The 25,704-nt window shown below is 59.0% G+C and carries 29 protein-coding genes and 1 tRNA gene; 26 read left to right on the top strand and 4 right to left on the bottom strand.

Features of this window, described 5'->3' with window-relative positions; all coding sequences use genetic code 11:
• Positions 1-157 precede the first annotated feature (157 nt).
• Both ABEB25_RS09660 and ABEB25_RS09665 read right to left on the bottom strand, forming a co-directional pair.
• On the bottom strand, positions 158-2,584 hold the full coding sequence (locus tag ABEB25_RS09660; RefSeq protein WP_345736181.1) for a beta strand repeat-containing protein: 2,427 nt from the start codon (positions 2,582-2,584) through the stop codon (positions 158-160).
• A 259-nt stretch (positions 2,585-2,843) separates the two neighbouring features.
• Positions 2,844-4,034, bottom strand: coding sequence for a S1C family serine protease (locus ABEB25_RS09665; protein WP_345736182.1), 1,191 nt, complete (start codon positions 4,032-4,034; stop codon positions 2,844-2,846).
• Positions 4,035-4,265: 231 nt separating this feature from the next.
• Between ABEB25_RS09665 and ABEB25_RS09670 the strand changes: the two genes are divergently transcribed.
• The 6 genes from ABEB25_RS09670 (at position 4,266) to ABEB25_RS09695 (ending at position 9,297) form a co-directional block, all read left to right on the top strand.
• A complete protein-coding gene (locus ABEB25_RS09670) occupies positions 4,266-5,243 on the top strand; it encodes an MBL fold metallo-hydrolase (RefSeq protein WP_345736183.1) in 978 nt (325 codons plus the stop codon).
• A gap of 161 nt (positions 5,244-5,404) precedes the next feature.
• Complete coding sequence (locus tag ABEB25_RS09675; RefSeq protein ID WP_345736184.1) at positions 5,405-5,812, top strand: GntR family transcriptional regulator; 408 nt, start codon at positions 5,405-5,407, stop codon at positions 5,810-5,812.
• Complete coding sequence (locus ABEB25_RS09680) at positions 5,809-6,675, top strand: ABC transporter ATP-binding protein (protein WP_345736185.1); 867 nt, start codon at positions 5,809-5,811, stop codon at positions 6,673-6,675. Before ABEB25_RS09675 ends, ABEB25_RS09680 begins: the two co-directional genes overlap by 4 nt.
• An 11-nt stretch (positions 6,676-6,686) precedes the next feature.
• The gene (locus ABEB25_RS09685) at positions 6,687-7,991 is read left to right on the top strand and encodes a hypothetical protein (protein WP_345736186.1); all 1,305 of its coding nucleotides are present in this window, start codon (positions 6,687-6,689) and stop codon (positions 7,989-7,991) included.
• 31 nt (positions 7,992-8,022) lie between these two features.
• Positions 8,023-8,541, top strand: coding sequence for a dihydrofolate reductase (locus tag ABEB25_RS09690; protein ID WP_345736187.1), 519 nt, complete (start codon positions 8,023-8,025; stop codon positions 8,539-8,541).
• A 45-nt stretch (positions 8,542-8,586) separates the two neighbouring features.
• A complete protein-coding gene (locus tag ABEB25_RS09695) occupies positions 8,587-9,297 on the top strand; it encodes a hypothetical protein (protein WP_345736188.1) in 711 nt (236 codons plus the stop codon).
• A gap of 145 nt (positions 9,298-9,442) precedes the next feature.
• Here the strand turns inward: ABEB25_RS09695 and ABEB25_RS09700 are convergent, their stop codons facing one another.
• Entirely contained in the window at positions 9,443-9,748 is a 306-nt protein-coding gene (locus ABEB25_RS09700) for a hypothetical protein (protein ID WP_345736189.1), read from the bottom strand.
• Between the two features lie 33 nt (positions 9,749-9,781).
• Between ABEB25_RS09700 and ABEB25_RS09705 the strand changes: the two genes are divergently transcribed.
• The 4 genes from ABEB25_RS09705 to ABEB25_RS09720 all read left to right on the top strand — a co-directional run bounded on the left by ABEB25_RS09705 (position 9,782) and on the right by ABEB25_RS09720 (position 12,674).
• Complete coding sequence (locus tag ABEB25_RS09705) at positions 9,782-10,741, top strand: CPBP family glutamic-type intramembrane protease (RefSeq protein ID WP_345736190.1); 960 nt, start codon at positions 9,782-9,784, stop codon at positions 10,739-10,741.
• Positions 10,742-10,760: 19 nt separating this feature from the next.
• Positions 10,761-10,845, top strand: a tRNA-Leu gene (locus ABEB25_RS09710).
• A 114-nt stretch (positions 10,846-10,959) separates the two neighbouring features.
• The gene (locus ABEB25_RS09715) at positions 10,960-12,132 is read left to right on the top strand and encodes a tyrosine-type recombinase/integrase (protein ID WP_345736191.1); all 1,173 of its coding nucleotides are present in this window, start codon (positions 10,960-10,962) and stop codon (positions 12,130-12,132) included.
• A gap of 29 nt (positions 12,133-12,161) precedes the next feature.
• The gene (locus ABEB25_RS09720) at positions 12,162-12,674 is read left to right on the top strand and encodes a GYF domain-containing protein (protein WP_345736192.1); all 513 of its coding nucleotides are present in this window, start codon (positions 12,162-12,164) and stop codon (positions 12,672-12,674) included.
• Between the two features lie 65 nt (positions 12,675-12,739).
• Here ABEB25_RS09720 and ABEB25_RS09725 read toward each other — a convergent pair whose 3' ends face one another.
• Positions 12,740-13,054, bottom strand: coding sequence for a hypothetical protein (locus tag ABEB25_RS09725; protein ID WP_486360836.1), 315 nt, complete (start codon positions 13,052-13,054; stop codon positions 12,740-12,742).
• 396 nt (positions 13,055-13,450) lie between these two features.
• Between ABEB25_RS09725 and ABEB25_RS09730 the strand changes: the two genes are divergently transcribed.
• The 16 genes from ABEB25_RS09730 (at position 13,451) to ABEB25_RS09805 (ending at position 25,402) form a co-directional block, all read left to right on the top strand.
• Complete coding sequence (locus ABEB25_RS09730) at positions 13,451-14,323, top strand: BRO-N domain-containing protein (protein WP_345736194.1); 873 nt, start codon at positions 13,451-13,453, stop codon at positions 14,321-14,323.
• A gap of 27 nt (positions 14,324-14,350) precedes the next feature.
• Positions 14,351-14,746 carry a DUF7673 family protein gene (locus ABEB25_RS09735; RefSeq protein ID WP_345736195.1) on the top strand — a complete coding sequence of 132 codons (396 nt, stop codon included), beginning with the start codon at positions 14,351-14,353 and terminating at the stop codon, positions 14,744-14,746.
• Entirely contained in the window at positions 14,743-15,363 is a 621-nt protein-coding gene (locus ABEB25_RS09740; RefSeq protein ID WP_345736196.1) for a hypothetical protein, read from the top strand. The genes ABEB25_RS09735 and ABEB25_RS09740 overlap by 4 nt, the downstream gene beginning before the upstream one ends.
• Positions 15,360-15,857 carry a hypothetical protein gene (locus ABEB25_RS09745; protein ID WP_345736197.1) on the top strand — a complete coding sequence of 166 codons (498 nt, stop codon included), beginning with the start codon at positions 15,360-15,362 and terminating at the stop codon, positions 15,855-15,857. The genes ABEB25_RS09740 and ABEB25_RS09745 overlap by 4 nt, the downstream gene beginning before the upstream one ends.
• A gap of 319 nt (positions 15,858-16,176) precedes the next feature.
• A complete protein-coding gene (locus tag ABEB25_RS09750; RefSeq protein WP_345736198.1) occupies positions 16,177-16,377 on the top strand; it encodes a hypothetical protein in 201 nt (66 codons plus the stop codon).
• A complete protein-coding gene (locus tag ABEB25_RS09755; RefSeq protein ID WP_345736199.1) occupies positions 16,374-16,601 on the top strand; it encodes a hypothetical protein in 228 nt (75 codons plus the stop codon). The genes ABEB25_RS09750 and ABEB25_RS09755 overlap by 4 nt, the downstream gene beginning before the upstream one ends.
• Before the next feature lie 2 nt (positions 16,602-16,603).
• On the top strand, positions 16,604-16,837 hold the full coding sequence (locus tag ABEB25_RS09760) for a hypothetical protein (protein ID WP_345736200.1): 234 nt from the start codon (positions 16,604-16,606) through the stop codon (positions 16,835-16,837).
• 3 nt (positions 16,838-16,840) lie between these two features.
• Positions 16,841-17,266: a hypothetical protein gene (locus ABEB25_RS09765; RefSeq protein WP_345736201.1), complete on the top strand. Its 426-nt coding sequence runs from the start codon at positions 16,841-16,843 to the stop codon at positions 17,264-17,266.
• Positions 17,263-18,012 (top strand): hypothetical protein, encoded by a 750-nt coding sequence (locus tag ABEB25_RS09770; protein WP_345736202.1) that lies wholly within the window; start codon positions 17,263-17,265, stop codon positions 18,010-18,012. Before ABEB25_RS09765 ends, ABEB25_RS09770 begins: the two co-directional genes overlap by 4 nt.
• 30 nt (positions 18,013-18,042) lie before the next feature.
• A complete protein-coding gene (locus tag ABEB25_RS09775; protein ID WP_345736203.1) occupies positions 18,043-20,331 on the top strand; it encodes a ParB/RepB/Spo0J family partition protein in 2,289 nt (762 codons plus the stop codon).
• Between the two features lie 40 nt (positions 20,332-20,371).
• Positions 20,372-20,878, top strand: a complete 507-nt coding sequence (locus ABEB25_RS09780) for a 3'-5' exonuclease (protein ID WP_345736204.1) — start codon at positions 20,372-20,374, stop codon at positions 20,876-20,878.
• A 26-nt stretch (positions 20,879-20,904) separates the two neighbouring features.
• Positions 20,905-21,522, top strand: coding sequence for a hypothetical protein (locus ABEB25_RS09785; RefSeq protein ID WP_345736205.1), 618 nt, complete (start codon positions 20,905-20,907; stop codon positions 21,520-21,522).
• 21 nt (positions 21,523-21,543) lie between these two features.
• Complete coding sequence (locus ABEB25_RS09790; protein WP_345736206.1) at positions 21,544-21,795, top strand: hypothetical protein; 252 nt, start codon at positions 21,544-21,546, stop codon at positions 21,793-21,795.
• Between the two features lie 20 nt (positions 21,796-21,815).
• Positions 21,816-22,394 (top strand): DUF3850 domain-containing protein, encoded by a 579-nt coding sequence (locus ABEB25_RS09795; RefSeq protein ID WP_345736207.1) that lies wholly within the window; start codon positions 21,816-21,818, stop codon positions 22,392-22,394.
• 40 nt (positions 22,395-22,434) lie between these two features.
• The gene (locus ABEB25_RS09800; RefSeq protein WP_345736208.1) at positions 22,435-23,583 is read left to right on the top strand and encodes a hypothetical protein; all 1,149 of its coding nucleotides are present in this window, start codon (positions 22,435-22,437) and stop codon (positions 23,581-23,583) included.
• Positions 23,576-25,402, top strand: a complete 1,827-nt coding sequence (locus tag ABEB25_RS09805; protein ID WP_345736209.1) for a hypothetical protein — start codon at positions 23,576-23,578, stop codon at positions 25,400-25,402. Before ABEB25_RS09800 ends, ABEB25_RS09805 begins: the two co-directional genes overlap by 8 nt.
• Positions 25,403-25,704: the final 302 nt, after the last annotated feature.

Consider the following 25,704-nt stretch of genomic DNA (forward strand, 5'->3'; position numbering starts at 1 on the left):
TTGCGCAAGTTGGATGAAACAGGAGAATTGGAAGTCTGTGTCGTCCAAGTCGCCGCAGTGGTGTGAACCTGGCCAGCAAACCACAAAACGGCAAATGTGAGAAAAGGAATGAAAGCTTTCATCGGATAATAAATTTTTACAGAACTCACAAAGACACTCAGTCCACCACACGCAGGCGGAACTCACCCGTGCCGCCGGTGATGCTGACGGTGACATCCCGTATGTTTCCCGTGCCACTCACACCAGTGACCGTGCCCGTGATGCTGCTGCCGCTCACAGGGACGACGGCGTAACGCGAGGTGGCGGGTGCATTCAGCGTGACTGCCTCAGAGTATGTAACGCGGAAGGTGACGGTGGCGGAGGAGACAGCCTGCGCACTGGGGCTGAGACGCGTGACGGAAAGCACCTGTGGCGGGGTGGTATCCACCGTCCAGGTGTAGCTAGCGGGGCTGGCATCCACATTGCCCGCCGCATCCACCGCCCGCACTTGGAAGGTGTGGCTGCCATCCACCAAGCTGGTGTAGGAAGTAGGGCTGGTGCCCGTGGCGAAGCTGCCCAGGTCCAGTTTGACCTGATAGCTGGCCACACCACTGCCTGCATCGCTCCCCGTGAAGCTGAAGCTGGCACCCGTGCTGGTCGTCAGCAGGGCGGGATTTGCCGTGATGCTGGTATCAGGCGCGGTCTTATCAATCGTGTAAGTTTCCCCCACGAAAGGCAGAGTGGTGGTGATATCGGACGAGAGGCTCGTGTCATTGTCCAGACGCAGGAGCAGGGTGCCGTCTGTGCCTGTGGTGACGGGGACCGTCCAGCTCAGGCCCGCATTGGCCGTGGTGGGAGTGCCCACGCTAGCTCCGGTGCTGGTGCCGCCGAGGGTGAAGTTGCTGGCGGTGACGCCCGTGACGGCGCTGCCGAAGGTGAGCGTCCAGTTCACCGTGTTCAGATTGCTCGGCGTCGGATTCGCACGAGTCAGAGAGGAAACCGTGGCGGTGGAGGCTGAAGTGGTGATGCCTGAGATCGTGACATTGTTCACCGCGATGTACATGTTCACACCGCCGCTGCCCGTGATGCGCACTTCATCGATGTCCACAAACTTCGTTCCCCCCAGGGTGGCCAGATCCACCGTGTCATACCACGGGGCCCCGGAGACCTGGTAGGTGATGAAGCCTGCGCTCACCCCATCGTCAAAAGCCTCAATCCTCAGCAGATCTCCATCCACGCCACCGTAGTCCACGATGAAGATCGAACTCATGGTGAAGTTCGTGGCCGTGGACGAACTTTTGATTTTGAAGACCGACTGGATGCTGCTGCTGTTATAGCCCCCCGCAACGCCATTTGCTCCCGCATAAATATTGGGTTGGTAGGTCATCGGCAGGTCCGTGGTGCCATCTGCCGCTTTGGCAGAAAACTGGAGCGCGATGTTCGGCACATCGTTGGATCCCCCCTGGCCATCCGTCACCACCGTGCCGGAGATCCCCGTGGTGGCGTTGAAGATGATCGTGGCCGAAGCGGCCGTGGTGGTGAAGGTACCCACGCTGCTGTAGCTCGTGCCAGCGCTGTTCGTGGCATAGGCTTTGTAGCTGTAGCCACTGCTGGCTGCGAGGCTGGTGGCATTCCGCGTGAAGGCCCCCGTGCTGAAGGTCCCGCTCTCTGTGAGCACCGTCACATTCGCCCCGCCGATCTCTGGGTTCGCATTCTGAGAAGTCAGTGCATAGACCACCCCGCGCGCCGTGGCATCCGCCCCACCGGTGGCGGTGATGCTGCCCCCGAGACTGGCGCTGTTTCCCGTCACTGCCGTGCTCGTCGGCGTGGCCACTGTGGGGGCCACTGCTGAACCGCCAACATTCGGGGGCTCATCGAGAGAACCATCCGTCACCGCAAAAACCGTGGAACTGGACTGCCAATTGGCAGTGGTGTGCACCCGCTGGAGCCAGGTGTTCTTTGAAGCAGCGGTGGTGGGTCCCACATAGATGTAGTTAAACTGGTTTGCCAGCCTGCCATAGGCCGTGCCAAGTCCCGCATCCGCTGTGACTGCTGTCAGGGCCGTAATGCCAGGTGAGCCGCCCGAACCAGGAAGGGTGGACTTAAAAAACTCATTGTCCACAGTGATGCTGGAGGCCAGCGTCCAGCCATTGCCAGCATCGCGGTTGGCTTCAGGAAACTGGTTGAACCCATAGATGAATGTCGGGGTTCCGCCTACCGCATTATTGGCCGTCTGGTAAATGATGATGGATTCACTGGTTGATTGAAGACCTGTCGTACCAAAGTCCCCCGTCACCGTTCCGGCACTGCCTGAAGAGGCCGTGACGGAGGTGCCGTCTCCCACAAAGTGGAGATAGACCCCTGCGGCGACTCCGCCCGCTGGGGCGGTCCAGATCAAAGTACCATCCCCACGCCCAGCTGCGCCAACGGTGTTCGTTGTGAAGAAGGAGGTTCTCCAACCATGATCGGTGATCATGACGACACTGCCAGCGGGAATGGCTGCCAAAGAAAGCAGCGAAACCGAATCATTCGCCGCACCACTGACACCGGAATTAAAACGCACCACCACCAGATCTCCCGGCGTCAGTGTAGGTGCCCCCTGCATTAGCCCTGCGAATAAAACCAGGATACCAAGCAAGCACGCTCGCGCCGCCGCAGACAATCTAGGAGCTAAAGATGAAGGAATGAGACTTTTCATAAGGAAGGGGCAGGCATTTAGAGCTTTACACCTGAGATACCCTTAAACGTTTTTAACGTTGCCAAAAAAAGTCAGCAGGCACCCAGCGGGGAACCAACTTTGGTTGCACCATGACTATTTCAACTAAATTCCACCCAAACAGGCTTAACCGCCATACTATAAATACTCATCTAACATCGGGTCTCTGCCCCACCCGGGCAGCCACAGAAATGGGTTCTCCGCCCCGGATGACCTCTAGTGTGATCTGGGAGTCTGGTGACATTGAGCGGATGATCTTCAACAGGTCTCCGGGAGTGCGAAAGGTGCGGCCATTGATGGCCGTGATGACATCTCCTACGACCAGGCCTGCACGAGCAGCGGGCGACTGGGGATCGAGGTCCGTGATATAAGCGCCCATAGTGACGGAGCCGCCCAAAGCCGCTTCCACACGGACGGGTTCGGCGTTCAGTTCCAGGCCCAGGTAGCCCATGCCGGCAACGGAGGCTGGGTCACCGCCTTTGGCCTGATTGCGAATGGAGTCCACTACCATCTTGGCATCGTTGGCCGGCACGGCCAGCCCTACGCCCTGCCAGGCACGCACATTTTCATCTCCCCGGTAAATAGCGACATTGATGCCGATGATTTCACCCCGAATGTTGACCAGAGGGCCACCGGAGTTGCCAGGATTGATGACCGTGTCGGTTTGTAGGTAGTCTAGCTGACTGTCACTGAGATGGCGGTCCCGTGCACTGATGATGCCCTGAGTCACGGTGCCGCTAAGGCCGAAAGGATTGCCTACAGCAAATACCAACTGGCCCACCCGGGCGTCGTCCGAATTGGCGAAAGACAGGGCGGGGAAATCCTTTTTTCCGCCTTCGATCTTGAGGAGGGCGATGTCACGTTCGCGATGCGCCCCCAAAACGCGGGCTGGATACTGCTGGTTGTCATTGGTGGTGACAATGACCTCGCTGACATCGGCAATGACGTGGTAGTTGGTAACGACGTGCCCTTCCTTTGAGATGATGGCCCCGGAGCCTAGTCCAGGGATGATCTGGGCACGGCCACTGACGACGCCAAAAAACGGATGCCAGGCGGTCTGCCCCCGGCGCACCGTTTTGGTGGTCACACTCACGACGCTGGGCAGCACGGCTGCTGAGAGCTTGGAAAACTCATCGTTCATGGCGCTGAGAATTTTCACGTCATTGAGATCCAGCTTAGGTGCTGCTGGGGCTGTGAAAGACTGGGCGGCTTGGGGCTTTTCGCCGCGAAGGAAATTCAGCAGCCCATACCCCTCCTGTCCCCGACGCCAGATGGAAAAAACCAAGGTGGCGATGAGAAAAACGGTGATGGCAAAAACGAGACGGCGGAGAGTTTCCATAACGAAGCCCTACGATGCGTGGCTGCGGGCCGATGGCAAGATGCGGACTGCGGCTTCTTACCGCCCCCTGAATCCCTCGCTGCCCAAAAAGATGGGCTGACAAAAGCGGCCAGGGCAGCAGGCGTGGCATTCTTTGTGCGTAAGGAAGTTTTGCTGCGAAGAGCCAACGCTTTCATATTCAAGGTTGTCAGACTCCTTTGCGTCCCATACCTTCACTCAGACCGTCCTTTCATGATTCACGATCCTGCCCCGGACAACGGTGGGCCCGCCTTTTTGGGCAGCTCAGGCCAGCGGCGTCCCCCTTTGGCCCAGGCCGCACGGGATGAGCACCGCATCGGACTCATGCCGACAGAAGGCTGGCGAAAGCGCAACCTGCAGTATTTTGGCGAAGTTCTGATCCCTTCCCTTCTCTCGCCACGCAAGCCGGGCCGCGTCATTGATGGCGTGCCGCTGGTCACTTCCACAGAAATTGGGGTCACTTGGCTAGGGCACGCTGGCTTTTTTGCTCAGATTTCTGGCGTCAACATTCTCATCGATCCGAACTGGGCACTGTGGCATGGCCCCATCAAGCGTCTGCGTCACCCCAGCGTCTGGGCCAGCGATCTGCCGCCCATTGATCTGGTGCTGGTGACACATGCCCACTATGACCATCTGCACCTGCCCAGCCTGCGCCGGGTGGCCCGTGGACAGCCCATTATCGTGCCCAAAGGCGTGGGCGGCATTGTCAAACGGGCCGGATTTGGCCAAATCGTGGAACTAGACACCTGGCAGCGGGCGAAATTCCGTGATCTGCGCATCACCCTTACCCCGGCCCGTCATTGGGGGGCCCGCATGATTCATGATACCCATCGCGGTTTTGGGGGTTACCTCATCAGCTCTCCCCAGCGCAGCCTTTTCCACTGTGGTGACAGCAGCCTTTTCGATGGATTTACGGAAATCGGTCAGCGCGCTCAGATTGATCTGGCCCTGATGCCCATCGGTGCTTACCAGGCTCCGAGCGGTCGCCCGGTTCACATGAATCCCGAAGAAGCCTTGGACGCCTTTGCCATGCTAGGTGCCCAGCACATGGTGCCCATGCACCACGATACTTTCCCCCTGGGTGGAGAACCCATCCATGAACCGGCAGAACGGCTGCTGCTGGCCACCCAGGCCCGTCAGCTTCAGGACCGCGTGCGCATCCTCCACGAAGGGGAATCGGCGCTGTATTAAGGGGCCCCCGGGCAATGGTCCCAGTGGGTTGAAAAAGATGTCCTCATAGAACGAGCCGGCAGCTCAACGAGGGGCCTAACAAGTCGTGGCCACTCAATTTTTCATGAATGTCTTGACGCGGAACTATTGTGCATATTAAATATGCACAGTAGATCAACTGCATGTCCAACACACCCTCCATCAAGCTGCTCCTGCCTGCCATTTCCCCGGCGGCCCCTGGGACGCTGTATGAGCAGATCATCACGGGGCTGAAAAGGATCATCAGCGAGGGGCTGCTGGAGCCGGACTCGGCGCTGCCCTCCTTCCGCCAGCTCGCGGGGGACCTGATGGTCAGCGTCATCACGGTGAAGCGGGCTTACGAGGAACTGGAGCGCGAGGGCATCATCTACCGCCGCCAGGGCCGGGGCACATTTGTCGCCGCACGGGGGCAGGATCGCTCCCGTGAGGTGAAGATTGCGCAGGCGCGGAGCCACCTGCGCAACGCCCTGCGGGAAGCCACCGAAGCAGGCCTTTCCCCAACTGAGATCCAGCAACTTTTCATGCAAACGCTCCACCCCACCGCCTCATGAATGCCACTGCCCTTGAAATTACCGGTTTGGAAAAACGCTTTCCTCGTTTCAGCCTTGGCCCCATCAGCCTGAGCGTGCCGTCCGGCACCATCTATGGCCTCATCGGTCCCAATGGCGCAGGCAAGACCACCCTGCTGGACCAGATCTTTGGTATGGGCCTACCCGATGCCGGCAGCATCCAGGTCAACGGGCTGGACCACGTGCGGCACGAAGTGGAGGTGAAACAAAGCGCCGCCTATGTGGGGCCAGACCTCAGCTACATGGCCTGGGGAAAGGTGAGCCGCGCCATCCGTTTTGTGCGCGGTTTTCATCCGGGTTGGGACGAATCACTAGCCACCCGGCTCATGCAGTCTTTTGGTCTCAGTGCCGGGGACCGCATCGCCACACTCTCCTTTGGTGGGCGAATGAAGCTGGCTCTGGTCCTGGCCATGGCCTGGCGCCCTCAATTCCTCGTGCTGGATGAGCCCACCACAGGCCTGGACGCCCACTCAAAGAAGTCCCTCTTTTCCGAATTACTAACCATCGTGAAAGATGAATCCCGCACCGTTTTGCTCTCTTCTCACCAGATCAGTGATCTGGAGCGTTTCGCGGATCAGGTCAGTATCCTCCATCAGGGCCGTGTGCTGACCAGCGGCACCACCTCAGCCTTAGTGGAGAGCCACCTCCAGTTGGAGTTCCGCAGCAAGGACCTCCTCCTTCGAGGGTTGCCGGGGCTTACGGTCCAAGAGCAGGCGGGCGATCGCTGGCGGGCCGTGCTGGACACGCACAGGACATCTGTAGCCGGGCTCACCTCACGCGGTGTGCAGGACCTACACGCGCAGCCCCTCTCGCTGGAGGAACTCTTCCTCGCCCTCACTCAATAGCCCCTGCCGCCATGACACGAATCCTGCTCGATTATTTAAACCGGTGGCGCTGGGTCTGGGCCGCTTACATCCTGGTCATCGGGAGTCTGGCTTTTTTCACCCGTAACCTCCTCAGCTTTCCCCCACTGGCTCTGGCACTCCTCCATGTGGATGCTGGAACTGGCGTGCTTTACACTGTTCGTCTCCAGCCTGTTTCCAGGCAGGAGCAGGACCGTGTGTGGTGGTTCATCTCGGTCTGTCTGCCCACACTCCTCAGCACCCCGCTACTGGCACTGGGCCTCCTCTGGCAGCAGGCCGGCCATGCCCAGGCCCCTTTGCCGGGGCTGGCAGCGCCGTGGTTTTCCCTCATAGTCGTAACGCTTCTCGGCATTGGCCTATCCGCCCTCATGTTCCTCATGTGGCGTTTTATCCTGCCACGCAAGCCGGAGACGAAGGTGGAATGGATGGTGACTGTCCCCTGTGGTGCGCTGTGGGGCTTACTGTTCCCAGGTTTTTTCATGCTCCGCTCGCAGTTGCCGGGCACTCCTGCGGCGGTGCAGCCCTGGCAATGGATCATGCTCGCGCTCATCCCACCACTCGTAGCTTTTTCGTTCATTCAGGCAGGCAAGGTGGCGCAGAGCCGTCTGAAGGTGACCGCCTGCACACAGTCCCCAACAACCACAAATGCCAGCACACCCGCCACTGGGAGCGGCGGCCTGCTGCTGCTCCTCCTCACTATACATGGGAGGCTGCTGAGCCTGCTATTATTCTTTGCCTGCACCTTCTGGGCCTTACGGTTATGGCGAGGCCGGACCATCTCCGCTGAAGACGCCCGCCAGATCAACGATCAACTGGTGATCACGATGATGGTTGTCCCTGCCGTGGTGGCTGACTGGTTCAGCCTGCGGATGCTGCGCTCCGTCCCCCTCTCCACCCGAAGGCTGACGCTGGCCTTGCTCAGTGTTCCGATCATGCTAGGCCTGTTGGCCGCGTCGCAGACGGCCCTGACGGGGGCGATTTTTTCTCCAAACTCTTCGTTAGGCATTGAGTGTCTCAACGCCGCCCTCATCACCGCCGGAGTCTCTGCGGTGCTTCTCACTTTCAATTCTTATGTCGGGTCATCGTGGCGCTTTGTCATCATGCTGCTGCCGATATCCGTAATGGTGGCAGGGATCTTCGCGCCAGATCGCTCTGCACTCTGGATGTCGGCCGTGGGTTCTGTGATGTTTTTGGCCGCCGCCTGCTTTCTACAGCGCGGCTTCTGGCGCGCACCCTCCTACTACCGTCCGCGCCGCGCCTTTGGCATAGCCGCAGCAGACTCTTTAGGCAGGCCTTGAATTGTACATGGGAGGATGCTCCATTGCCATCATGACGCCCCTGCTGACTCTTATCGCTGCGGTTTCATCGGATGGTTACATTTCCAGAAGCCAAGGCGTCCCCTGGGATCTGCCAGATGATCGCGCCAGTTTCCGCGCCTACACGCAGGGGAAATGGCTGCTGTTAGGCCGCAGGACCTATGAGGAGATGCTCGGCTGGTTCTCCGACCACCATCCGCTGGTGCTGACGATGAATGAAAAGTTTGTCCCGTTTTGGGGGGAACGTGTGGGTGGCGTCTCTTCGGCCTTGCGGCAAGCGGGGGAGGCACGACAGACCGAATTGGTCGTGTGCGGAGGGGCGGCGGCCTACGAGGCAGCGATGCCCCTGGCGGACCGCCTCATCATCACCCATGTAAACGATGCCTTAGGCAACGGAGTGCCCTTCCCTGCCTTCAGCCACGATGATTGGGAACCCGTGACTCGCCAAGACCACCCGGCGGACTCTCATCACGCCCATAGCTTCAGCATCGTGACCTACCAGCGCGTGCGCCATTATCAGCATGCGGCCTGACTGCCTGTTGCATGCTGCATCCCTCAAGACGACCTTCCGAAAGTCATGACCCGGTCCTTTGCAGCCCTGCTTTTATTTGCCGGCCTGAGCCTCACGGCCCTGGCGGGGACGCAGGATCTTCCGCCCCCACCCGCCAACGGTCTTCGGGATGACACCCGCGCCCTGCCCGAACCAAGGCAGGCGGAACTGGCCAGGGAAATCGCCGCCTGCCGGGCTGCCCTTCAGGCGGATGTCTGGCTGAATGCTGGCACTTTCCTGCCCTCGGGCCAGACCCTCCGCAGCCAGGCCAGAGATCTGCGCCAGCACTGGAGCCCGAACCGGGACGCCATCCTCCTGGCGTACGATCGGGCGAGTGATTCCCTGGCCCTGTCACTTTCCCCCAGCCTCTGGCAACGCTATCCGACAGCCGAAATCAGTGGCCTGTCCCAACACATGGCAGCCCTCATGGCTGTAAAAGAGCAACCGCTAGACCAAAGGCTGGCCGCCAGCCTGCGCGTGGTCATGACCCAGATGCAGCTTCTGGAAAAACAGCGCCGCACGGCTGCGACGACACTGTCCACAGATCACGGCCACATCGCCCGTATCTTCGCGGCCACCCTCGGAGGCGGGGCGTTTGTATTGGCCCTTTTGGGAACCTTCATGAGACGACGTGATGTGCAGGCAGCCTGGCAGCTTCACTTCCCCGAGGTGCAGGTGGGCCTTCGTTTTGGCGCAGCTCACGGTGGCGGCGTCGTTGTCGAAAAAGACAGAGGGTAATCACTGCTGTCGGGGCCTCGTTATCCCAAGGCAGTTCATGCCCCTCTACGCGCCCGGGTGAAAAAGGCCCGGCCCATGGAGGGATCCCTGGGGGGAACTAACGCAGTACGTCAGCAAATGGCGGTAGAAACACAAGAAGGCTCTCTCAATACTCCTCCTCTTCCGCTGTCTCAGGGCCGCCGTGGGTTGGCACCGGGATGCCCAGCTTTTCCATGGCCGATTCCACGGTTTTGATGTGCTTCAGCGGCAGCTTTTTGCGCTGGTATTTGCGGAAAAGGAGATCATGCAGTTTCAGCCACGTATCGGCTGTGGGTTGCATGGGCATCCACTCCTCTCCATCAGGATGGGCCAGGCGGAAGAGCCACTCGCGTGAGTTCCAGTGGGCGCGAATGTACTGTTTCCGGTTGTCTTCCAGGCGCTCGTGCCATTCGTGGATTTGGTTTTTGGTCATTGAGAGTGCGCAGGATGCGCTAGTATCGCCACCATGCAAGCTGCCAACGCCAGCCCCCCCTCTGCCCTGCCCAAGCTTCTGCTCTATTTGGGCGCCGTCATGCTGGGCGGTGCTCTGCTAGCGCCCGTGCTGTTTGACCTCGGGCAATGGGCCAAAGGTTGGCTGACTGACAACCCAACCAGATTAGGCAACTGGTTGCTCTCAGAAATCCAGCGCGCGCACTTTTCCCGTTACTTTAACCGGGCGGTGCTCCTCTGCGCCATCGTTTTCATCATTCCCTTCCTACGCTGGGTGCGGCTGGACCGCCAGCTGCTGCCCACCTGGCAGCCCGTGGGCCGGGGCGTGGCGCAGTGGGCTCTGGGGTTTGTTCTGGCAGCTGGCCTGCTCTTGGCCCTAGGTTTCATCTTCTTGAAAATGGGTGCCTACCAGCTCCGGCCCAGGCCCGATTGGTTCAAGTTTGGCGAGCCCCTCACCGCCGCCCTCGGCGCAGGGATCGTGGAGGAGTTTTTCTTTCGCGGTCTCCTCCTGGGCCTGCTGCTTCGCACCATGAGCGCACGGGGTGCCTTGCTCGCAGGGACCTTCATCTTTGCCATCGTCCACTTCATGAAACCACCCGAGGGCTGGCAGATTGAGGATGCCGAGGTCACCTGGGCCAGCGGTTTCCTCGTCCTGCGGCAGATCGCCGCCGGCTTTGGCGATGTGGACTTCCTCCTGGCCGAATTCGCCACCCTTTTTGCCGTCGGCTGGGTGCTCGCTCAGGCGCGCATGAAAACCAGCGCCCTCTGGCTGGGCATCGGCCTTCATGGCGGCTGGGTCTTCGGGCTGAAATACTTCAGCGCCCTCACCCGCAGCCAGCCCGGCTGGCTCCCCTGGATCGGCAGCAACCTCAAAATCGGCCTCCTCCCCCTCCTCGTCGTCCTGCTCACTGGCTGGCTGGCCTTGCGCTGTCTGCGCACAAATCATTTGCAGCAAGCCCCCCAAGAGGGAACATAAAGAGGTTCAGTCCTTCTTTGCCGGAGTGGCGGAATTGGTAGACGCGCCAGACTTAGGATCTGGTTGGGTAACTAGTGCAGGTTCGAGTCCTGTCTCCGGCACCACTGAGGGAGGCTGTACGTAGGAGGGAGGAGAGACAAGCGCGGCTGCAAACGGCCCGAAAAGGCCCGAAAAGTCACGATTGACGTTACACGTGTAACGCCTATCCCTGCTGGGTAATGCCCATTCGAAAGAGAAAGCTTCCTAGCGGAAAAATCGTCTACCAGCTCGACCTGGGGATGGTCGATGGGAAGCGAGTCCAGAAAAACTATCCGACCGGACTGGCGGCAAAAACAGCGCAGGAAGATCATGAGAATGCCGCCGAAAGGCACGGCACCTCGCTGACTCATCTGACCTCAGCCGAAATCACGGAAGTGCTGCTGGTAAGATCCAAGCTCAAGGATGCCGGGGCAACTTTGACTGAAGCTGCTGAGTTTTTCCTGAAGCATGGAGTGACCAAAGAGTCGATCTCATTCGGGGCGATGGTGCAGCGATTTCTCAATGATAAGTACGAGCACTCCACGCCGAGATATCATCGGCAGCTCAAGGTGTCGCTGGGGGCTTTGAAAAATGAACTGGAGTCGAGGCCCGCGAATGAGATCCGGGGGCAGGACATCGAGAGATGGCTGAAGCGGAACAAGTGGGCACCGAAGACATGGGTGAACTATCTGGGCGATGCCTCGGCGCTTTTTTCCTGGGGAATCAAGAAGGGATACCTGTCGCTGAATCCATGTGCGGAAGTGGCAAAGCCGAAGCTCGGGGATGGCGAGATCGGCACGTTGACGGTCGAGCAATGCGAGCTGCTGCTGCGAGCGGCGGTCAAGGATCCGCAGGTGATCGGCTTTGTGGTGCTGGGCCTTTACGCGGGGCTGCGACCTGCGGAGATCGCGAGGCTGGATTGGAGCGCTGTGGATCTGGAGGCAGCGACGGTGGTGGTGGCAGGCAGCCAGGCGAAGACAAGAAGGCGGCGCATCGTGGACCTCAGTGAGAATGCAGTGGCCTGGCTGAAGGCCTCGGGACTGAAGCTGGAAGGGAAGATCACGGGCAAGTGGTGGGACGGGCGCTGGCGGGTATTCCGCAGCAAGCTGGGCTGGGATGCGGGCAACAGCGGCGATGGCTTGAGCCGGAACGAGAGGAAGAAAGCGCGAAAGGATCCTGAGCCTGCCCCCTTTGGGCGGTGGCCACACAACGCGCTGAGGCACACGTATGCCTCCATGCACTACGCGATGCACCAAAACGAAGCGCAACTGCAGACTCAGATGGGCCATGAGTCAGCAGCGATGTTGCATCGGCATTACCGGGCCTTGAAGACGAAGACGGATGCCTCCAAGTTTTGGGCGCTGAAGCCGTGAAAGTTTAATCCTTGATTTCATGAGCAGGCTTGGATTTAGTCATAGGGATGATTACCTATTGGCTGTCCAAGACTGGAGAAAGCGCTGCGGAGGGACCGTTCACTGACGCCCAGCTCCTGAACATGTGGCATTCCGGTTCAGCGACCGCTAAAGCCATGATCTGTGAGGAAGGCAGTCCGGACTGGACACCGCTGATCGAACATGTGGAACAGGCGGCTGACTTTCAAAGAAAAGAGGACGCCATCAAACAGCGACGCCAGCAGATGCAGAACCATGCTCGTCAGCAATTCGAAGAGCGTAAAAAATCGCCAGGATTGGCGCTCGCATTAAGCGCCCTCCTTCCCTTTGGAGGCCAGATTTATTGTCGAGCATGGAAGCAGATCTTTTTAGCTGTGGGATTCTTGGCCATCTTTGCCTTTGCTGCCCTGAGCAGCCTTGTGGCAGCAGGATGGATCGTATGGGCCGCAATGATGGCTGATGCAGTGATCGGGGCGAAGGCTTACAATAAGAAGCTGGCGGCCGAGCTGGGTTTAGTGATATGAAAAAGGCCCGTGGGATTACCATGGGCCTATAATAATGTTGGATGATTGGTTAGGCTGCTCTAGGTCTACTTCTTCCTGCCAGAGCGATAAGTGACTTTCTTCGATTTCGCCTCGCCATCGGTTCCTGTCGCATGCTGCTCCGCCGCTTTCGAGGAAGACGCGGGCGTGGTGTGCCCGAACAAATGAGCAGCTTTCACAATCGGGGTGCCCTCCCCCTGGTTCACGGCTAGGGGGACGGGCTTTGAAATTGCATCAAGGACAGCGCCGCTGATGTCATAGTTGATTCTTTTGAGATCGGCTAAGCCGATCCGAAGAGCTTCACGCATGGTCTCATGCAGGCTTTTATCGAGTTGATCAGCAGCAGCTCTGACTTCGTCCATGAGCCTATCACTGATGCGTATTGAAACGGGTTCACCTCCTTCGGTGCTTTTGGGGCGTGCCATGCAAGAGAGTGCATGTAGTTAAAAAAAACACAAAATAAAATTGATGGGATGCGTAATGTAGTTTAAACCGCTACATAATCATGAGCACAAATCCCCAAACAGACGAACGGAATGCAGTCAAGCCAATGAGCCTGCGAATCTCAAACGAGCTGAGTGAAGATATTGAGACTGCAAGCGTCGAGACTGGCTTGTCCAAGTCCGACATTGCGAGACTGGCCCTTGAGCGCGGACTCAAAATCCTTCGCGCCCAACTGAAAGGCACAACCCCCGAGGCGGCAGCACAGACTGCCATCGCTGCCTAAATCTGGAACGGCACTTTTATCGCTCCATTTTATGACGCTTAAAATATTCGACTTTAACTCCCAGGCTGTGCGTGTGGTGGAAAGGGGCGCGGAGCCTTGGTTTGTGGCGGCGGACGTCTGCCGAATTTTGGAGATCTCCAACCCTAGCGAAGCAATCAAGGCGCTGGATGATGACGAAAAGATGACCCTAGATAATACTGAGGGTCATTCAGGGAAACGCGGTGGGGCTCAGTGCTTCAACATCATTTCCGAATCAGGCCTCTACGCTCTGATCTTCAAGAGTCGGAAGGCTGAGGCTAAGAGCTTCCGCAAATGGGTTACCGCTGAGGTGCTGCCGAGTCTGCGCAAGAGGGGCGAGTACATCGCGGCTGAAGGGATGGGGGGCGTGCCGGACCGAGCTGGGACCCTTCCCGTCCTACGCTACATTGAAGAGGTGGGTAAAAATTGGCCCATCGAAAGACAGATCGAATTTGGCTTTTTGGTTCGTCGCTACTCCAAAGCCATGGGCTGTGTGTTCCAGGTGGAAGAGGTGGATACGTATGGCCGCTGCTTTGTTTTCCCCAGGGAAATTCTCGACACTTTGCGGCTGAAGTTTGGGAGGCTGAAACAGCTTCCAGACAGTGATGCCGTCGAGATGGAGCGCCTGCTCGAAATGATCCAAAAAAGCGGTGCAAGCGGTGAAGTGCTGGACGCCCAATTTGTCCGGGACATGGCCCAGATGAACGGGTACTTCCCGCAGATTTTCAGGAAGGACACAAGCATTGCGAGCCATCGAAGCGCCTTCGGGAAGCTGGCCGAGAAGTTCAACGGACGAATCTTCCCAAGTGGTTACCAGCTCATCAGCCGGGGCGGAGCGGTGAGGAAGTACCAGATCAACAAGGTCGATGAGATGGCTCTCGTGTGAGCAAACAACAAACCAAACATCCGAATTATGAGCTCAACACTTGAGGCACCGAAGCCTGAAACCGTGGAGGCCTTCCTGGATTTTTTCGGGACGCTGCGGAATCAGCAGCAACAACAGCGGGTGTTGGCGCAGAATGCGCCTGCAGCGCTGGAACGGCTGGTGGAGGTCTGTGCGCAAAAGACGGGCCAGGGCTACACGCTGCGTAATCTGCTGTATTCTCTATGGAATGGCCAGAAGACGAGTCTCCTGGAGATCGTGTCGCTGGACTGGCCTCTGCGTCAGGATCTGATGATCGTGCTGACGGCCTTCGGTTTTGAGGGCGGGCGAGACACGTTTTTTTACGATCAGGTTTCCGACGCCTTCAAGGCAGCCGGGCTGTTCGATTGGTTCACCGATGCACATAGAAAGGAGCCTTCGCTGTGAACGCGCCGCTCTACCCACGCCGGATCATCCGGGAGGTGATCATGGATTGGCTTGTAGCGATGAAGCTGGTCAAGGGGCCTCGGGCGCTGTTGGAGCGCATGGCGGATGATCTGCTGTCGGAGATGGGGCTGACATCCGTCTTCGAACTGGTGCTGACGGAGCGGGCGGTGCAAGGGGCCAAGGGCTTTGATGCGGCGCACGATGATCGGCATGTGAACGGTGAGCTGAATCTGGCCTCACTGGAGTATGCGCGGGCGGCGCTGGAACAAGAGCACCTGGGCAACGCGGGTGATCCTTCGAGCTGGTGGCCTTTTGAGGCAAAGGCTTGGAAGCCCAGGAAGACGCCGCTGGGCAACCTGATTGTTTCCCTCGCCTTCCAGATCGCTGAGGCGGAGCGCATCGAGCGAGCGGCGAAAGCGCCTCCTCTTCTAGGTGAGCTGGCTCTGTGGCGACCGAGCTGCCCGGATTGTGGTAGCCAGAATCTCGAAGATTTGCGCTGGGAAAAGCAGGGTCTGCCGGACGTCACGAAGGGCTGCAATGACTGCAACTGGATCGAAACGCCTGAGTCCATGCAGGTGAAAATTTCAATGAACCAAGGAGGCACTGAAAGACCATGAATGAAGCATCCATGACACCGCTGCCGATGAGAAAGGCAGCCGAACAGTTCCGGCTGGCGGGCTGCAATACCTGCCTGCTGACCGTCAACGCCGCCGATGGGCTGCACTACGTGGACGGCTGCGCGGGACGGGCCGTGATGACGGCGGAAGGCTGGCGGGAATACAAGGCGCTGTGTGCGCAGTTCGAGGCCAGTCCTCAGGATCTGGAGGGTGTGGATCCCTTTGCGGCGCTAGTGCTGGATCCAAAGCTGACCACCGGGGATCTGTATCACATCGTCCGGGCCGTGCGCTGCGAGTCGCGCCTGGTGCAGGAACTGATCCAGACGGCAGCGACCACGCTGAGCGTCGAGGATTATGGCGATGCCCTGAAGGGTGCCCAGGCCCGCCAGGGCGAGGTGCTGAAGTGCCTGGATCAACTGCATGAGCGGCTGCAGCGCGAGCTGCCGAGGGCAGAAGAGACGACCACGGAAGGTGCGGAAAACACGGAAGGATAACCCATCACTAACAAAATATTATGAGCGTTGGACTACGCCGGGGAACCCTTTATCCGGGGGTGATTACAATCGAAGAGGCACGGCTTTGTGGGTCGTGTGAAATCGTCGTCAAGGAGGCCACGTGCCCTTTGTGCGATGAGGCTACCGTCGAGCATCCTGAGATCAAGGCTGTGGATCAGCGATACTGCTTGGACTGCGCCGCTGAAAAGCCTGATGACCAACTGCGGGTCAAGCCTTGGACGCATGATCCTTACACGCAGGCCGAGGGTATGTTGATCACCTGCTGCCTGAAATGCCTTAAAGAGGAGGAAGGCTAACCATGCGCTGTGAAGTGACCGTTATCGCTGAGGGTGTGGCCAAAAAATGGTTTCGCACGCTGGAAGCTAAGAATGCCTGCGAGGCGGCGGGGCTGGCAATTAGGCTGCCTGAGGTGGCGATCTTTTTTGCCGAACGGCCCTACGCAGCGATGTGCGTGCATGCGAAACCTTTGGACGCTGAGGAGGTGCGCCAAGCAGCATGAGCGCACCCACCGAAATTCATGACGGGCTGCTGACCTGGGCGGACCTCGAAAAGCGCTGGCAGCCGCCGATGGAGTCCCCTGCCCTGCGTCGCCAATGGATGCGCCGGATGGCCCAGCGCTGGGGCCTGCGACCGATGAGCGGCACACGTGGAGAGACGGCCCGGTTTCGCTCTGCCGATGTGATGCGAGCTGAGGCCAGAGGCTCAGGCAACAAACAATTTTAACCATGCCTCTGCCCTATATGATCGCTGAACAAGAATGGTGCAACGAGGTCGGTGAGATTCTCCAGATCCCAGAGAAGGATGGGCTGAGGGCCGTCCTGGCGCTGGCGGATGGGGATCGGGTGAGGGCCTGGCGCTTTGCCCTGACGATGCGCAAGATCGGCTTCTGCCCGGTGAGCATGGCTCGCAAAATCCTCGGGGCAGCAGGCATTCAAAAAGGGGCGGCTAACCAACTGTAAATTATGCCACTGGACGAACAACTGGAGCGCGAATGCGCGAGGGCTGTGGAGGCCGAGGTCACCATGCGTGAGCATGTGAGGCGGATGGAGGAACTGTATCCGAAAGCATTGGTGGTGACGATGGCCATTCGTCATTCAATGATTGAGATGCTGAGCTTTGTGAACGCCATTCGGAATGGTCTGGGAGCCAAGCGGATGGTGGGTGAAGCCAGCCAGGGGGTGGCACAAAAGAGTGTCGAAGATACCCCACTTTTTGCGGCGCTGCCGATGTCCGCAAGGGGCAGCTCTGAAACACTGGCCACTGCTCAAGATTGGAAAGAGATCTGGACCGGGGATCGGATCGCTAAGGTGCCGGACCCGAAGAAGGTGGAGGCCTCGCTGCACCGGGCCGGGGATCACACTCAGGACAGAGAGGAGGGCGAGGTTTGAGCAAGGCGCGTGAACAATACGAAGCCCATGTGGGTGGCACGCTCGCCAAGGTCTGGCGGCGTGAAGGTGAGTTCCTCGTCGTGGATCCTGCGGATTTTAACACGCCGCTGACGGAGGTGATCGGACGGGAGGCGGGGTCGACACGTGTCGACCCCGACTGGCTGCCGAGCGACCAGCAAGAGCTGAGGGGGATGGATCGCGAGGAGCTGATCGCACGCGTGCTGCAACTCCTGGAGGAACTCGATGATGCTCGCAGGCAGGCGGTGAATACAGCGCTGAACTTCGTCTTTGGCAAAGGGCCGGATCCGCTGACGGCGCTCGAGCGGCTGTTCATGCTGGCACGCGCTCAGCACCAGGCGCATGACTGGAACATGAGGCCCTGCGAGATGGCGCAGCTTTTTGGGCGTTCCAAACAGGACTGGCAGCTCATTGAAAAGGAGGTGGTGTGTGAATTGGTGGATCGCTACAGCCGCTCCGAATTTGTGATGAGCGGTGGCAAATCCGCCAGCGCCCAGATTGCCTATAGCAAGGCCCAGAAGGGCAACAAGCACCGTGCGCATGGCCGGAAGGCTGGTGATGAGATGCCTGCCCTGCCACCGAAGTGCGACGGCCTGCCCACGATCAGCGCACGGGCCAAGCATCTAGCGGAGCTGCAACGCAAGCAGGCTGAGCGGGAGCGCCTGGCGAAGCTTTGCAACTGCCACCCTGACGAGATCGACCTCGACCGCATCGACCTGGAAGACTGACTTTTTTCAAACCCAAACGCAAACGACCACATGATCGCCCAAACTGAACCGATGAATCAGGGGGAGGAAGCTCCCCAAATCCAGTACCTCGAATACGTGGAGCTGCACGCCAGCCCCACCAATCCGCGCAAGCACTTTGATGAAGGGCCAATGCAGGAGCTGAGTGAAAACATTCATGAGCACGGCGTGCGCATGCCGCTGCTGGCCAGGCCAAGCAAAGACAAGCCGGGGAGCTATGAGATCGTCGCTGGGGAGCGGCGCTTTCGTGCCACGGGCCTGGCACTGGAGAGGCTCGCTAAAGAGGAAGATGAAGACCGCTATGCCAAGCTCTTCAAGCTGCCTGTGATCGTCCAGGATCTGGACGACACCACCGTCCTGGAGCTGCAACTGATCGAGAATCTACAGCGGCAGGATCTGACAGCCATGGAAGAGGCCCGAGGCTACCAGCGACTGCTGGACCTGCCTGGTGGCGAGTACACGCCGCAGAAGATCGCCCAGAAAATCAGCAAGAGCGTGGATACCGTGCTGCTGAAGCTGAAGATGCTGAAAGCCCCGGAGGTGCTTCAAAAAGCCCTGGAGGAAGGCAAGGTTTCTGAGAGACATCTGGTGCTGGTCGCCTCGGTCCCGACTGAGAAGTTCCGCAAAGAATGCGCGGCCAAGGTTCTGGGTGGTGTTTGGAACTGGCAGGAGCAAGCCGACAGGCCGTGGAGCGTCCGGGAAACAGCGGACTACATCTCGCAGAATTACCGCATGTCTCTCAAGGGGGTGCTTTGGAGCCTCGACGACCAGACGTTGGTGCCAGCGGCGGGGGCCTGCAGCCAGTGCCCGCACTTTGCCAAAAAGGCGGCGGAGCAAGATCAGGAACTGGCGAGCAGCCTGGGCAACGGGCGCGGCCAGACGGACCCCATGACCTGCCTGCACCCTGAGTGCTGGCGCAAAAAACAGGATGCGACCCTGAAGGTGATGAAGGCAGCCGAGAAAGGTGGCGAGGTGAAGGTGATGAAGCCTGCCGACCAAGAGAAGGTGATCAGCGACAGCGGCCAGATTCAACCAGGCGCGAAGATGGTGAAGCTGGATGACAAGCTGCCCTACGAGATCCTGGGCCACTACAATGATGCGAAGGCCCCGACCTGGCGCGAAGTCATCGGACCTGTGCCCCCAGCGGGCACGGTGCAGATCGCCAATACCAAGCATGCAGGCCTGGTCGAACTCATCGACAAGAAAACGGCCATCGAGGCAGCCAAGGGCGGCAAGCACGCCCCCATCTTTGCCCGAGTGATGCTGAACGGGAAGAAAGAGAAGACGGAAGCCGAGGTCAAGCAGCGGGAGAAAGAGCTGTTCGCCCAAAAGGTCGAGCAACGGGAGCGATTCGTCCTCTTTGATCACCTAGCCGAAGTGGCTGCGGAAAAGGGTGGGACGATGGAAGCGGCCCTGGTGACCTTCGACATCGTGCTGCTGGACTCTGGCATGGACGGCTGCCGATTCATGGCGGAGTGGCTGAAGCTGGAGGTCCAAGCGCCGAAGAAAGAGAGCCTCAACCAGCAGCACTACCGGGAAGCGGTGCTGAAGCATGTGATCGAGCGCGACACCTCAAAGCATGAGGTCGAGACTCTGATCATGCTGGCCGCCATTGCCAAGTGGGTGAAGATCACGGGCATCGGCAGCGGCCTGGTGAAGGCCGTCTACAGCCACTACGGCTTCGATGAGAAAACGATCCATGCCCTGGCAAAGTCGCAGATCGAGGCGGAGCTGGCTGCGAAGGCCGCGAAGAAAAAGCCGAAGCTGAAGAGCAAAGGCCGAGATCTGGAGCCTGCCGCGGCGACCGAGAAGGCGAATGCCAAGGTGGCGACGGCGGAGATCATCAAGCAAGGTGACAAGGAGCGGAAGAAAGCGCCGAGCCGGAAGGTGGGGGTGGGTATGTTTGGCCGGGGGCCGCACGGCAACGTGACTGGCAATATTGAAGGTTTTGCGGCGGAGGAAAAGCCGAAGGTATCCCCTCCCCAGCACCTAGAGCAGGTGAGAGAGTGGAAGGTGAAGAATCCCGACAAGCCAGCCCCGCTTGTGGCTGAGGCCTTGGGTATTACCTATGACGAGGCTTTGGCCTGCTGTGACTACCTGGTCGATGAGAAATTCGACGGCATCGCAGCGACGAAGATTGAGAACTGGACCGTCGAGCAGAAGGCCAAGGCCCTGAATGCGGGCACACATGATCTGGCGGCGCTGATCGGCGTGAAGCCTAACCGAAAGGAGAAGGAGGCGCTGAGAGCTTGGGATGCAGAGAGGTATCGAGTCCGAACCGCAGCCGCGAAGCTGAAATGAGGCGGCTGAGCGACGGGTAAACAACAAACAACCAAACGCTATGAATGTGATGATTGATTTGGAGACTTTTGGGAACAAGCCAGGCGCGGTTATCGTGGCTCTGGGTGCTGTTAAATTTGGGCCTGAGGGTCTGGGTGAGAAGTTCTACACCCGCATCGATCCTGAGAGCTGTGTGGCCTTGGGAATGACGCTGGATGCATCCACGGTGCAGTGGTGGCTGGGTCAAAGCGAAGAGGCGCGGCTTGAAATCAAAAAGCCGGGCAGGTCTGTGGATGAAGCCTTGAAAAACTTCTCCTTTTGGCTTGGAGATGACAGGGCTCTGATGTGGGGCAATGGGGCTGCCTTTGATAATGTGATTTTGGCAGCGGCTTATCAAAAGGCAGGCATTCCATTGCCCTGGAAGTTCTGGAATGATCGGTGCTATCGCACGGTGAAAGCCCTGCGACCGGATGTGCCTCTCATCAAACAGGGGGTGGCGCATCATGCCCTGGATGATGCGTGCAGCCAGGCTGTGCACCTGCAGGAGATCTTGTGGCCATCGGTCTAACTATCAACACGAGGGAACATTCGATTATGAAACTGTCTGAATTGATCGCGGTGGTGGGGGATGAAAACATCCTGGTTCATATGCCACAGGTGCATGAAGTGGTGGTGGATGTGGGCAATGAGCAGGCTGCGGCCACGCTTTTGGCTCCGCGTGATTTCGCGCAGCGCATGTCGCCTTTATCTGCGGTGAAGCATCACGTGCTTGTGGTGCTGATTCCCCAGGCGGTGCAGGATATCAGGCTGGCTACGCATGCTTGGGATGTGGCACGTGGCAACTTTGCGAGGAACTGGATTACCTTTGATGAGCTGATGGCGAGTTTGGAGGCTCAGGGCTTTAAGGAAGGGGAGTTGGATGCTCTGATCTATCACATCGAAAAGCTGCCTTTCATCACGACGGATGAAGGCATGATGTTCACTGATAGCCGGACGGTTGAAGGGCCGCTGCCTACGGCGGCGCTGCCGACTCCGCTGGTGTGCCGTGTGGCGGCTGTGGCGGAAGGTTGGAAAAAGCAGGAGGCCGTCTTTGAGGGTTGGGGGAAACAAATCGAGGCCAAGGTGCTTTCAAACTGTCGCGAAGAACTGGAGAGAATGGTGGCGAGCCATGTGGAAGACGTGAAGGCCTGGAGAGAGCCGAAGCGCGGCTAACCATCAACACAGAGTAAGACTATGGCCAAACAACTGACACTGACACTGCCGGACGCCTACTATGCGGCTTTGGAGTCCAAGGGGGCTCCGCTGGAGCAAGGGGCGGCGGAATTCCTGAAGGGCTGGGTGCTGGCCTGTGGTCTGGGAGAGATGCCCTCGCTGAAGCTGGCAGACCTGGTGAGCACGTACACGAAACCCAAAGGCGAGGAGGCTGCTGAAGTGCCGCTGATGCTGATGGGGACTGAAGGCGGAGGGGCGGACGGTGAGGAGTGAAACAACTCAAAGCTGCTTTTATGAATACACATACACTAAAGACGGATCCTGAACTCTTTGATGCCGTAGAGGCTGGATTGAAAACTTTTGAAATCCGTTTTGATGATCGCGGATATCAGGTGGGTGACATCCTGAGGCTGAGGCGCACCAAGTACAGTGCTGCTGAAATGAAGACAGGGAAGGAGCTGGCTTATGATGGTCGCGAAGTGCTGGCCTCCGTGACAAAAATCGTCAGTGGCACAGAGTATGGCCTGCATGAGGGGTGGGTGGTGATGGCCATCAAAGAAGTGATCCCTGAGACCCGCAGTGAATCCTTTCTAATCCGGAAGATGCTGGAAATGCTGGACTACACCCTCGCTGATAAAGACTGTGGTGAATTGATCTTGGAAGTGAACTTCAGGGGCGCTGAGTACTATGAGGAGAATGAAGAAGAAGGCTTCACGGAGACCTATCTCGGAGACATGGAGACAATGGTCTCGGAAGAGTTTAGCACGACGACAGAGCATTTGCGCTACGGCTCTGAGCCGATCACTCGCGATGATCTGCGAGAACTGAGGCGCCGGATTGCGGCTGCACCTGAAAACAGCGGTCAGGAGTGACTACGCTGCTCTTTGTAACCTGCCCTTGCCCTCCCAACCTGTGAGCACCTCTGTAGACCTTCCCGACCCCTGCGACCTGGCGAAAGCCTGGATCGATGATGAGGCTGATGTGGCGGATGGATCTGGCGGCAAGGGTGGCCATGATACGACCTTTCGGATCTGCTGCACGCTGGTGCATGGCTTTGACCTCGGGGACGCGGATCTGATGTCCCTGCTAGAGCACTACAACGCGACCAAGTGCGCCCCGCCTTGGAATCACGGTGAGCTGATGCACAAGCTGAGCAACGCGAGGGCGACAACTAGCAAGTATCCCAAGGGTTGGCTGTACCGGAAGATGCTGAGAGCGCGGGGACTGTGGAGCAGTCGACCAGGCTCGGGGACGACACGTGCCACCGTGGCCCCGAGGTATGAAGCGAAGTGGAAGCTGGACTTTAACCTGGAAGCCCTGCGACGGGTGCAGCCGGGCACGCCCTGGACCGTCGAGCGGCTGGCGGCTGCCAGCCCAGTGAATGTGGAGACGACCACCACGGCAGACTTTCTGCGCCATGTCTTCGGCATGGAGGCGATGGTGCTGATCTTTACCGTCTTCGGCAGCCAGGGGCAGTACATGTGGTGGCGGGGGCGGAGCTATCGCTTGGCTAATCGCCCGGGTGTGGCCGCGGTGCCTGCCGAGCTGCCTAAAGGAGGCCCGGACGGAGTGTGGTACCTCAGTCAACCTGTGACGGGGAAGTGGGAGCCGAACCCACGTGAGACAGACAAGCTGGGGCGGCCCAAGATGAGCCGTCGCAGCGAAGAAAGTGTGCGCTCCTGGGAGCACATGGTTCTGGAGGCAGATCCCGTGGACGAAGTGAAGCGAGATCCGAAGAAGATGGCGGAATTTGAAACCCTTTGGTTAGGCTTTCTGGTGCAACTGCCGCTGCCGATCAAGGCCATCTATACGAGCGCGGGAAAGAGCACGCATGCCCTGGTGCATCTGCCCGCAGCGAACAAAGAAAGATTTGATGCGATGAAGAAAATGGTAGGGCCGTTGTTTTCAAAATTGGGTGCGGATCCCCGTGCCCTAAAAGCGGTGCAGCTAACGAGGCTGCCGGGGTGCATGCGAGGCAACAGGCTGCAAAAGCTGCTGTACCTGAACCCAAGCCCAGATCCGACCGGGATCACCATCGAAAGGGGGACTGCGAGTGTCTGACGAGCTGCCCACGGATGACACATTGGAAGAGATGGCCGAGAGGCTGCGACCGATGCACGAGCTGGCCGATGTGACGCTGCCTGATGAGGCGGCGAAAGCAGCGCCTACGCTCTATGTCGGCACGGAGAAAAGCCGTCCGCCTGCCTATCGCCTGGCCGATGAGCTGGGGAAGCTGATCGGCGGGAAGCAAATGCTCTTCCTGCGGAATGACATCATCGTGACCATCGACCCGGTAACGGGGAGCTGTAGAGAGATGACGCCGCATGAGTTCGTCACCTGGGTCGTGCAGCGGGCAGGTGTCATCTTGATCAAAGGGCGAACGACCGATGATGATGGCAAGTCGAAGATCATCGAAGGCGACCTGGGTGTGGACCTGGCGCGTGTGATCCTGGCCAGTCCGAACTTTCGCCTGAAACTGCCCATCGTGGAGGCCATCAACAGGGTGCGGATGCCTGCCTTCCGTGATGAGTTGGACGAACGCGACAACCTGAAACGGAAAGGCTTTAAAAAGCTGGTACTGCTGGCTGAAGGCTATGATGCCCACACGCGGACTTACACGCTGATGGGTGGCCACTTTCAAGCTGACCTGGATCCCGATGTGGCGACGGCCTGGCTGGCGCACCTGCTAAGGGACTTTCAGTGGGGAGATGAGACGCGGTCGAGATCCGTGTTTGTGCAGTTTTTCATCACGCTGTTTTGTCGGTCTCTGTACATCGGTCGAGCGCCGTTCGGGGTGTTTGTTTCCAACTTGCCAGGCTCGGGCAAATCGAAGCTGGCGCAGCTCTGCATCGAGCCTGTGGAAGGCGCGGTGGGAGCGCCCTCCGGATGGAACATTGAAGACAAGCAGGAGACGCGAAAGGAAATGGATGCAGCGGCCCAGGACTTCGCCAGCTACCTATGGTTCGACGACGTGGACCGCATCAAGGTGAGGTCCACGGACCTTAACCGATTCGTGACCTCCAAGACCTGGGCATGCCGAGTGATGGGGACGTCGCAGAGGTTCAAGGGATCTTTGCGCGCCCTGGTGCTGATGACGGGAAATGGCCTAACCGTGGATGACAACCTGGAGCGTCGTACGCTTTGGGTCGATTTGTTCGCCCGAATGAAGGCCAGCGAACGGCCCATCGCCGCAGACCGCATCGAGCTGAACGAACAGTTCTTCGAAGATGAGAGCAACATGAAGCACTGCCTGGCGGTGATGTGGAGCATGGTGCGCCATTGGGATGAGAGCGGGCGGCCGCGCACGAAGCAGAGGTCCATCGAAGGATTTGATAGCTGGTGTGAGGTGGTGGCCAGCATCGCGGACTGCTGCGGATTCTGGAAAGGCCTGGCACCGTATGAGGCCCCGGATGGAGGCAACCAGGAAGGGCGCGAGTGGAAGGTGCTGGCCACGGCGCTGATCGACGAATACTGCATCGCTAAAAAGGCGGACAAGGCTGAGGTGACGATGCGGGATGTGATCCGCACGGCGCGGCTGCACGGACTTTTTCAGGACGTCCTGGGCTCACTCGACCAGGTGATGACGGATCTGGATGAGCGCGTGGGCTTGAAGAAATGGAAATGGAAGGAAGTGGCAGATCCTGAATACGATGAGGAAGAGGTGGGGAGCTTTCCGACCCGTGAGCCAACTGAGGCCGATAAGCGGCGGCAGGCTGCGGAGTGGACCGACAAGAGCATGGACAGCACCTGGGCCAAGCGATTCCGCAAGAGCGCGGTCGCTGGCCAGTTCTTCCAGGGCAAGGACGGCCGCATGTATGAGTTCGGAGATCGGGGAGCGAGCCGCAAGAGCAAGTTCGTGCTGGCCGCCGTGGGGGTCTAAGACGCGCTGGGGACGGCGGGGCAAGCGAGGTGCCCCGCCTGTGCAACTGAGGGCCGTATGCGACCGCAGCGGCCACGTATGCAGAGGTCTCGCACATTCGTCGGCTCATGACGGCCGCGATCTAGGGGCGAAGCGAAGGTAACGGCTCCCGTACACCAGGGCCGATTGATGGCCATGAAACCTATGCCGGCATCGATGCGGCCGCAGCGGCCGAGGTCGACACGTGTTGCCCTCCAGGAGGCCGCAGATGCGGCCGCAGCACCAGGGGCGGGGTCGAGGGCCTCGAGCACGGCTGAGCCAGG

Origin of the sequence: Prosthecobacter algae, from assembly GCF_039542385.1 — a bacterium.
Lineage (GTDB): Bacteria > Verrucomicrobiota > Verrucomicrobiia > Verrucomicrobiales > Verrucomicrobiaceae > Prosthecobacter > Prosthecobacter algae.

What these genes read in the sequence shown, in the direction of transcription:
- ABEB25_RS09660 (WP_345736181.1), bottom strand. Translation starts at nt 2,584, where the DNA reads ATGCAGGGGGCACCTACACTGACGCCGGGAGATCTGGTGGTGGTGCGT.
- ABEB25_RS09665 (WP_345736182.1), bottom strand. Translation starts at nt 4,034, where the DNA reads ATGGAAACTCTCCGCCGTCTCGTTTTTGCCATCACCGTTTTTCTCATC.
- ABEB25_RS09670 (WP_345736183.1), top strand. Translation starts at nt 4,266, where the DNA reads ATGATTCACGATCCTGCCCCGGACAACGGTGGGCCCGCCTTTTTGGGC.
- ABEB25_RS09675 (WP_345736184.1), top strand. Translation starts at nt 5,405, where the DNA reads ATGTCCAACACACCCTCCATCAAGCTGCTCCTGCCTGCCATTTCCCCG.
- ABEB25_RS09680 (WP_345736185.1), top strand. Translation starts at nt 5,809, where the DNA reads ATGAATGCCACTGCCCTTGAAATTACCGGTTTGGAAAAACGCTTTCCT.
- ABEB25_RS09685 (WP_345736186.1), top strand. Translation starts at nt 6,687, where the DNA reads ATGACACGAATCCTGCTCGATTATTTAAACCGGTGGCGCTGGGTCTGG.
- ABEB25_RS09690 (WP_345736187.1), top strand. Translation starts at nt 8,023, where the DNA reads ATGACGCCCCTGCTGACTCTTATCGCTGCGGTTTCATCGGATGGTTAC.
- ABEB25_RS09695 (WP_345736188.1), top strand. Translation starts at nt 8,587, where the DNA reads ATGACCCGGTCCTTTGCAGCCCTGCTTTTATTTGCCGGCCTGAGCCTC.
- ABEB25_RS09700 (WP_345736189.1), bottom strand. Translation starts at nt 9,748, where the DNA reads ATGACCAAAAACCAAATCCACGAATGGCACGAGCGCCTGGAAGACAAC.
- ABEB25_RS09705 (WP_345736190.1), top strand. Translation starts at nt 9,782, where the DNA reads ATGCAAGCTGCCAACGCCAGCCCCCCCTCTGCCCTGCCCAAGCTTCTG.
- ABEB25_RS09715 (WP_345736191.1), top strand. Translation starts at nt 10,960, where the DNA reads ATGCCCATTCGAAAGAGAAAGCTTCCTAGCGGAAAAATCGTCTACCAG.
- ABEB25_RS09725 (WP_486360836.1), bottom strand. Translation starts at nt 13,054, where the DNA reads ATGGACGAAGTCAGAGCTGCTGCTGATCAACTCGATAAAAGCCTGCAT.
- ABEB25_RS09730 (WP_345736194.1), top strand. Translation starts at nt 13,451, where the DNA reads ATGACGCTTAAAATATTCGACTTTAACTCCCAGGCTGTGCGTGTGGTG.
- ABEB25_RS09735 (WP_345736195.1), top strand. Translation starts at nt 14,351, where the DNA reads ATGAGCTCAACACTTGAGGCACCGAAGCCTGAAACCGTGGAGGCCTTC.
- ABEB25_RS09745 (WP_345736197.1), top strand. Translation starts at nt 15,360, where the DNA reads ATGAATGAAGCATCCATGACACCGCTGCCGATGAGAAAGGCAGCCGAA.
- ABEB25_RS09750 (WP_345736198.1), top strand. Translation starts at nt 16,177, where the DNA reads ATGCGCTGTGAAGTGACCGTTATCGCTGAGGGTGTGGCCAAAAAATGG.
- ABEB25_RS09755 (WP_345736199.1), top strand. Translation starts at nt 16,374, where the DNA reads ATGAGCGCACCCACCGAAATTCATGACGGGCTGCTGACCTGGGCGGAC.
- ABEB25_RS09760 (WP_345736200.1), top strand. Translation starts at nt 16,604, where the DNA reads ATGCCTCTGCCCTATATGATCGCTGAACAAGAATGGTGCAACGAGGTC.
- ABEB25_RS09765 (WP_345736201.1), top strand. Translation starts at nt 16,841, where the DNA reads ATGCCACTGGACGAACAACTGGAGCGCGAATGCGCGAGGGCTGTGGAG.
- ABEB25_RS09775 (WP_345736203.1), top strand. Translation starts at nt 18,043, where the DNA reads ATGATCGCCCAAACTGAACCGATGAATCAGGGGGAGGAAGCTCCCCAA.
- ABEB25_RS09780 (WP_345736204.1), top strand. Translation starts at nt 20,372, where the DNA reads ATGAATGTGATGATTGATTTGGAGACTTTTGGGAACAAGCCAGGCGCG.
- ABEB25_RS09785 (WP_345736205.1), top strand. Translation starts at nt 20,905, where the DNA reads ATGAAACTGTCTGAATTGATCGCGGTGGTGGGGGATGAAAACATCCTG.
- ABEB25_RS09790 (WP_345736206.1), top strand. Translation starts at nt 21,544, where the DNA reads ATGGCCAAACAACTGACACTGACACTGCCGGACGCCTACTATGCGGCT.
- ABEB25_RS09795 (WP_345736207.1), top strand. Translation starts at nt 21,816, where the DNA reads ATGAATACACATACACTAAAGACGGATCCTGAACTCTTTGATGCCGTA.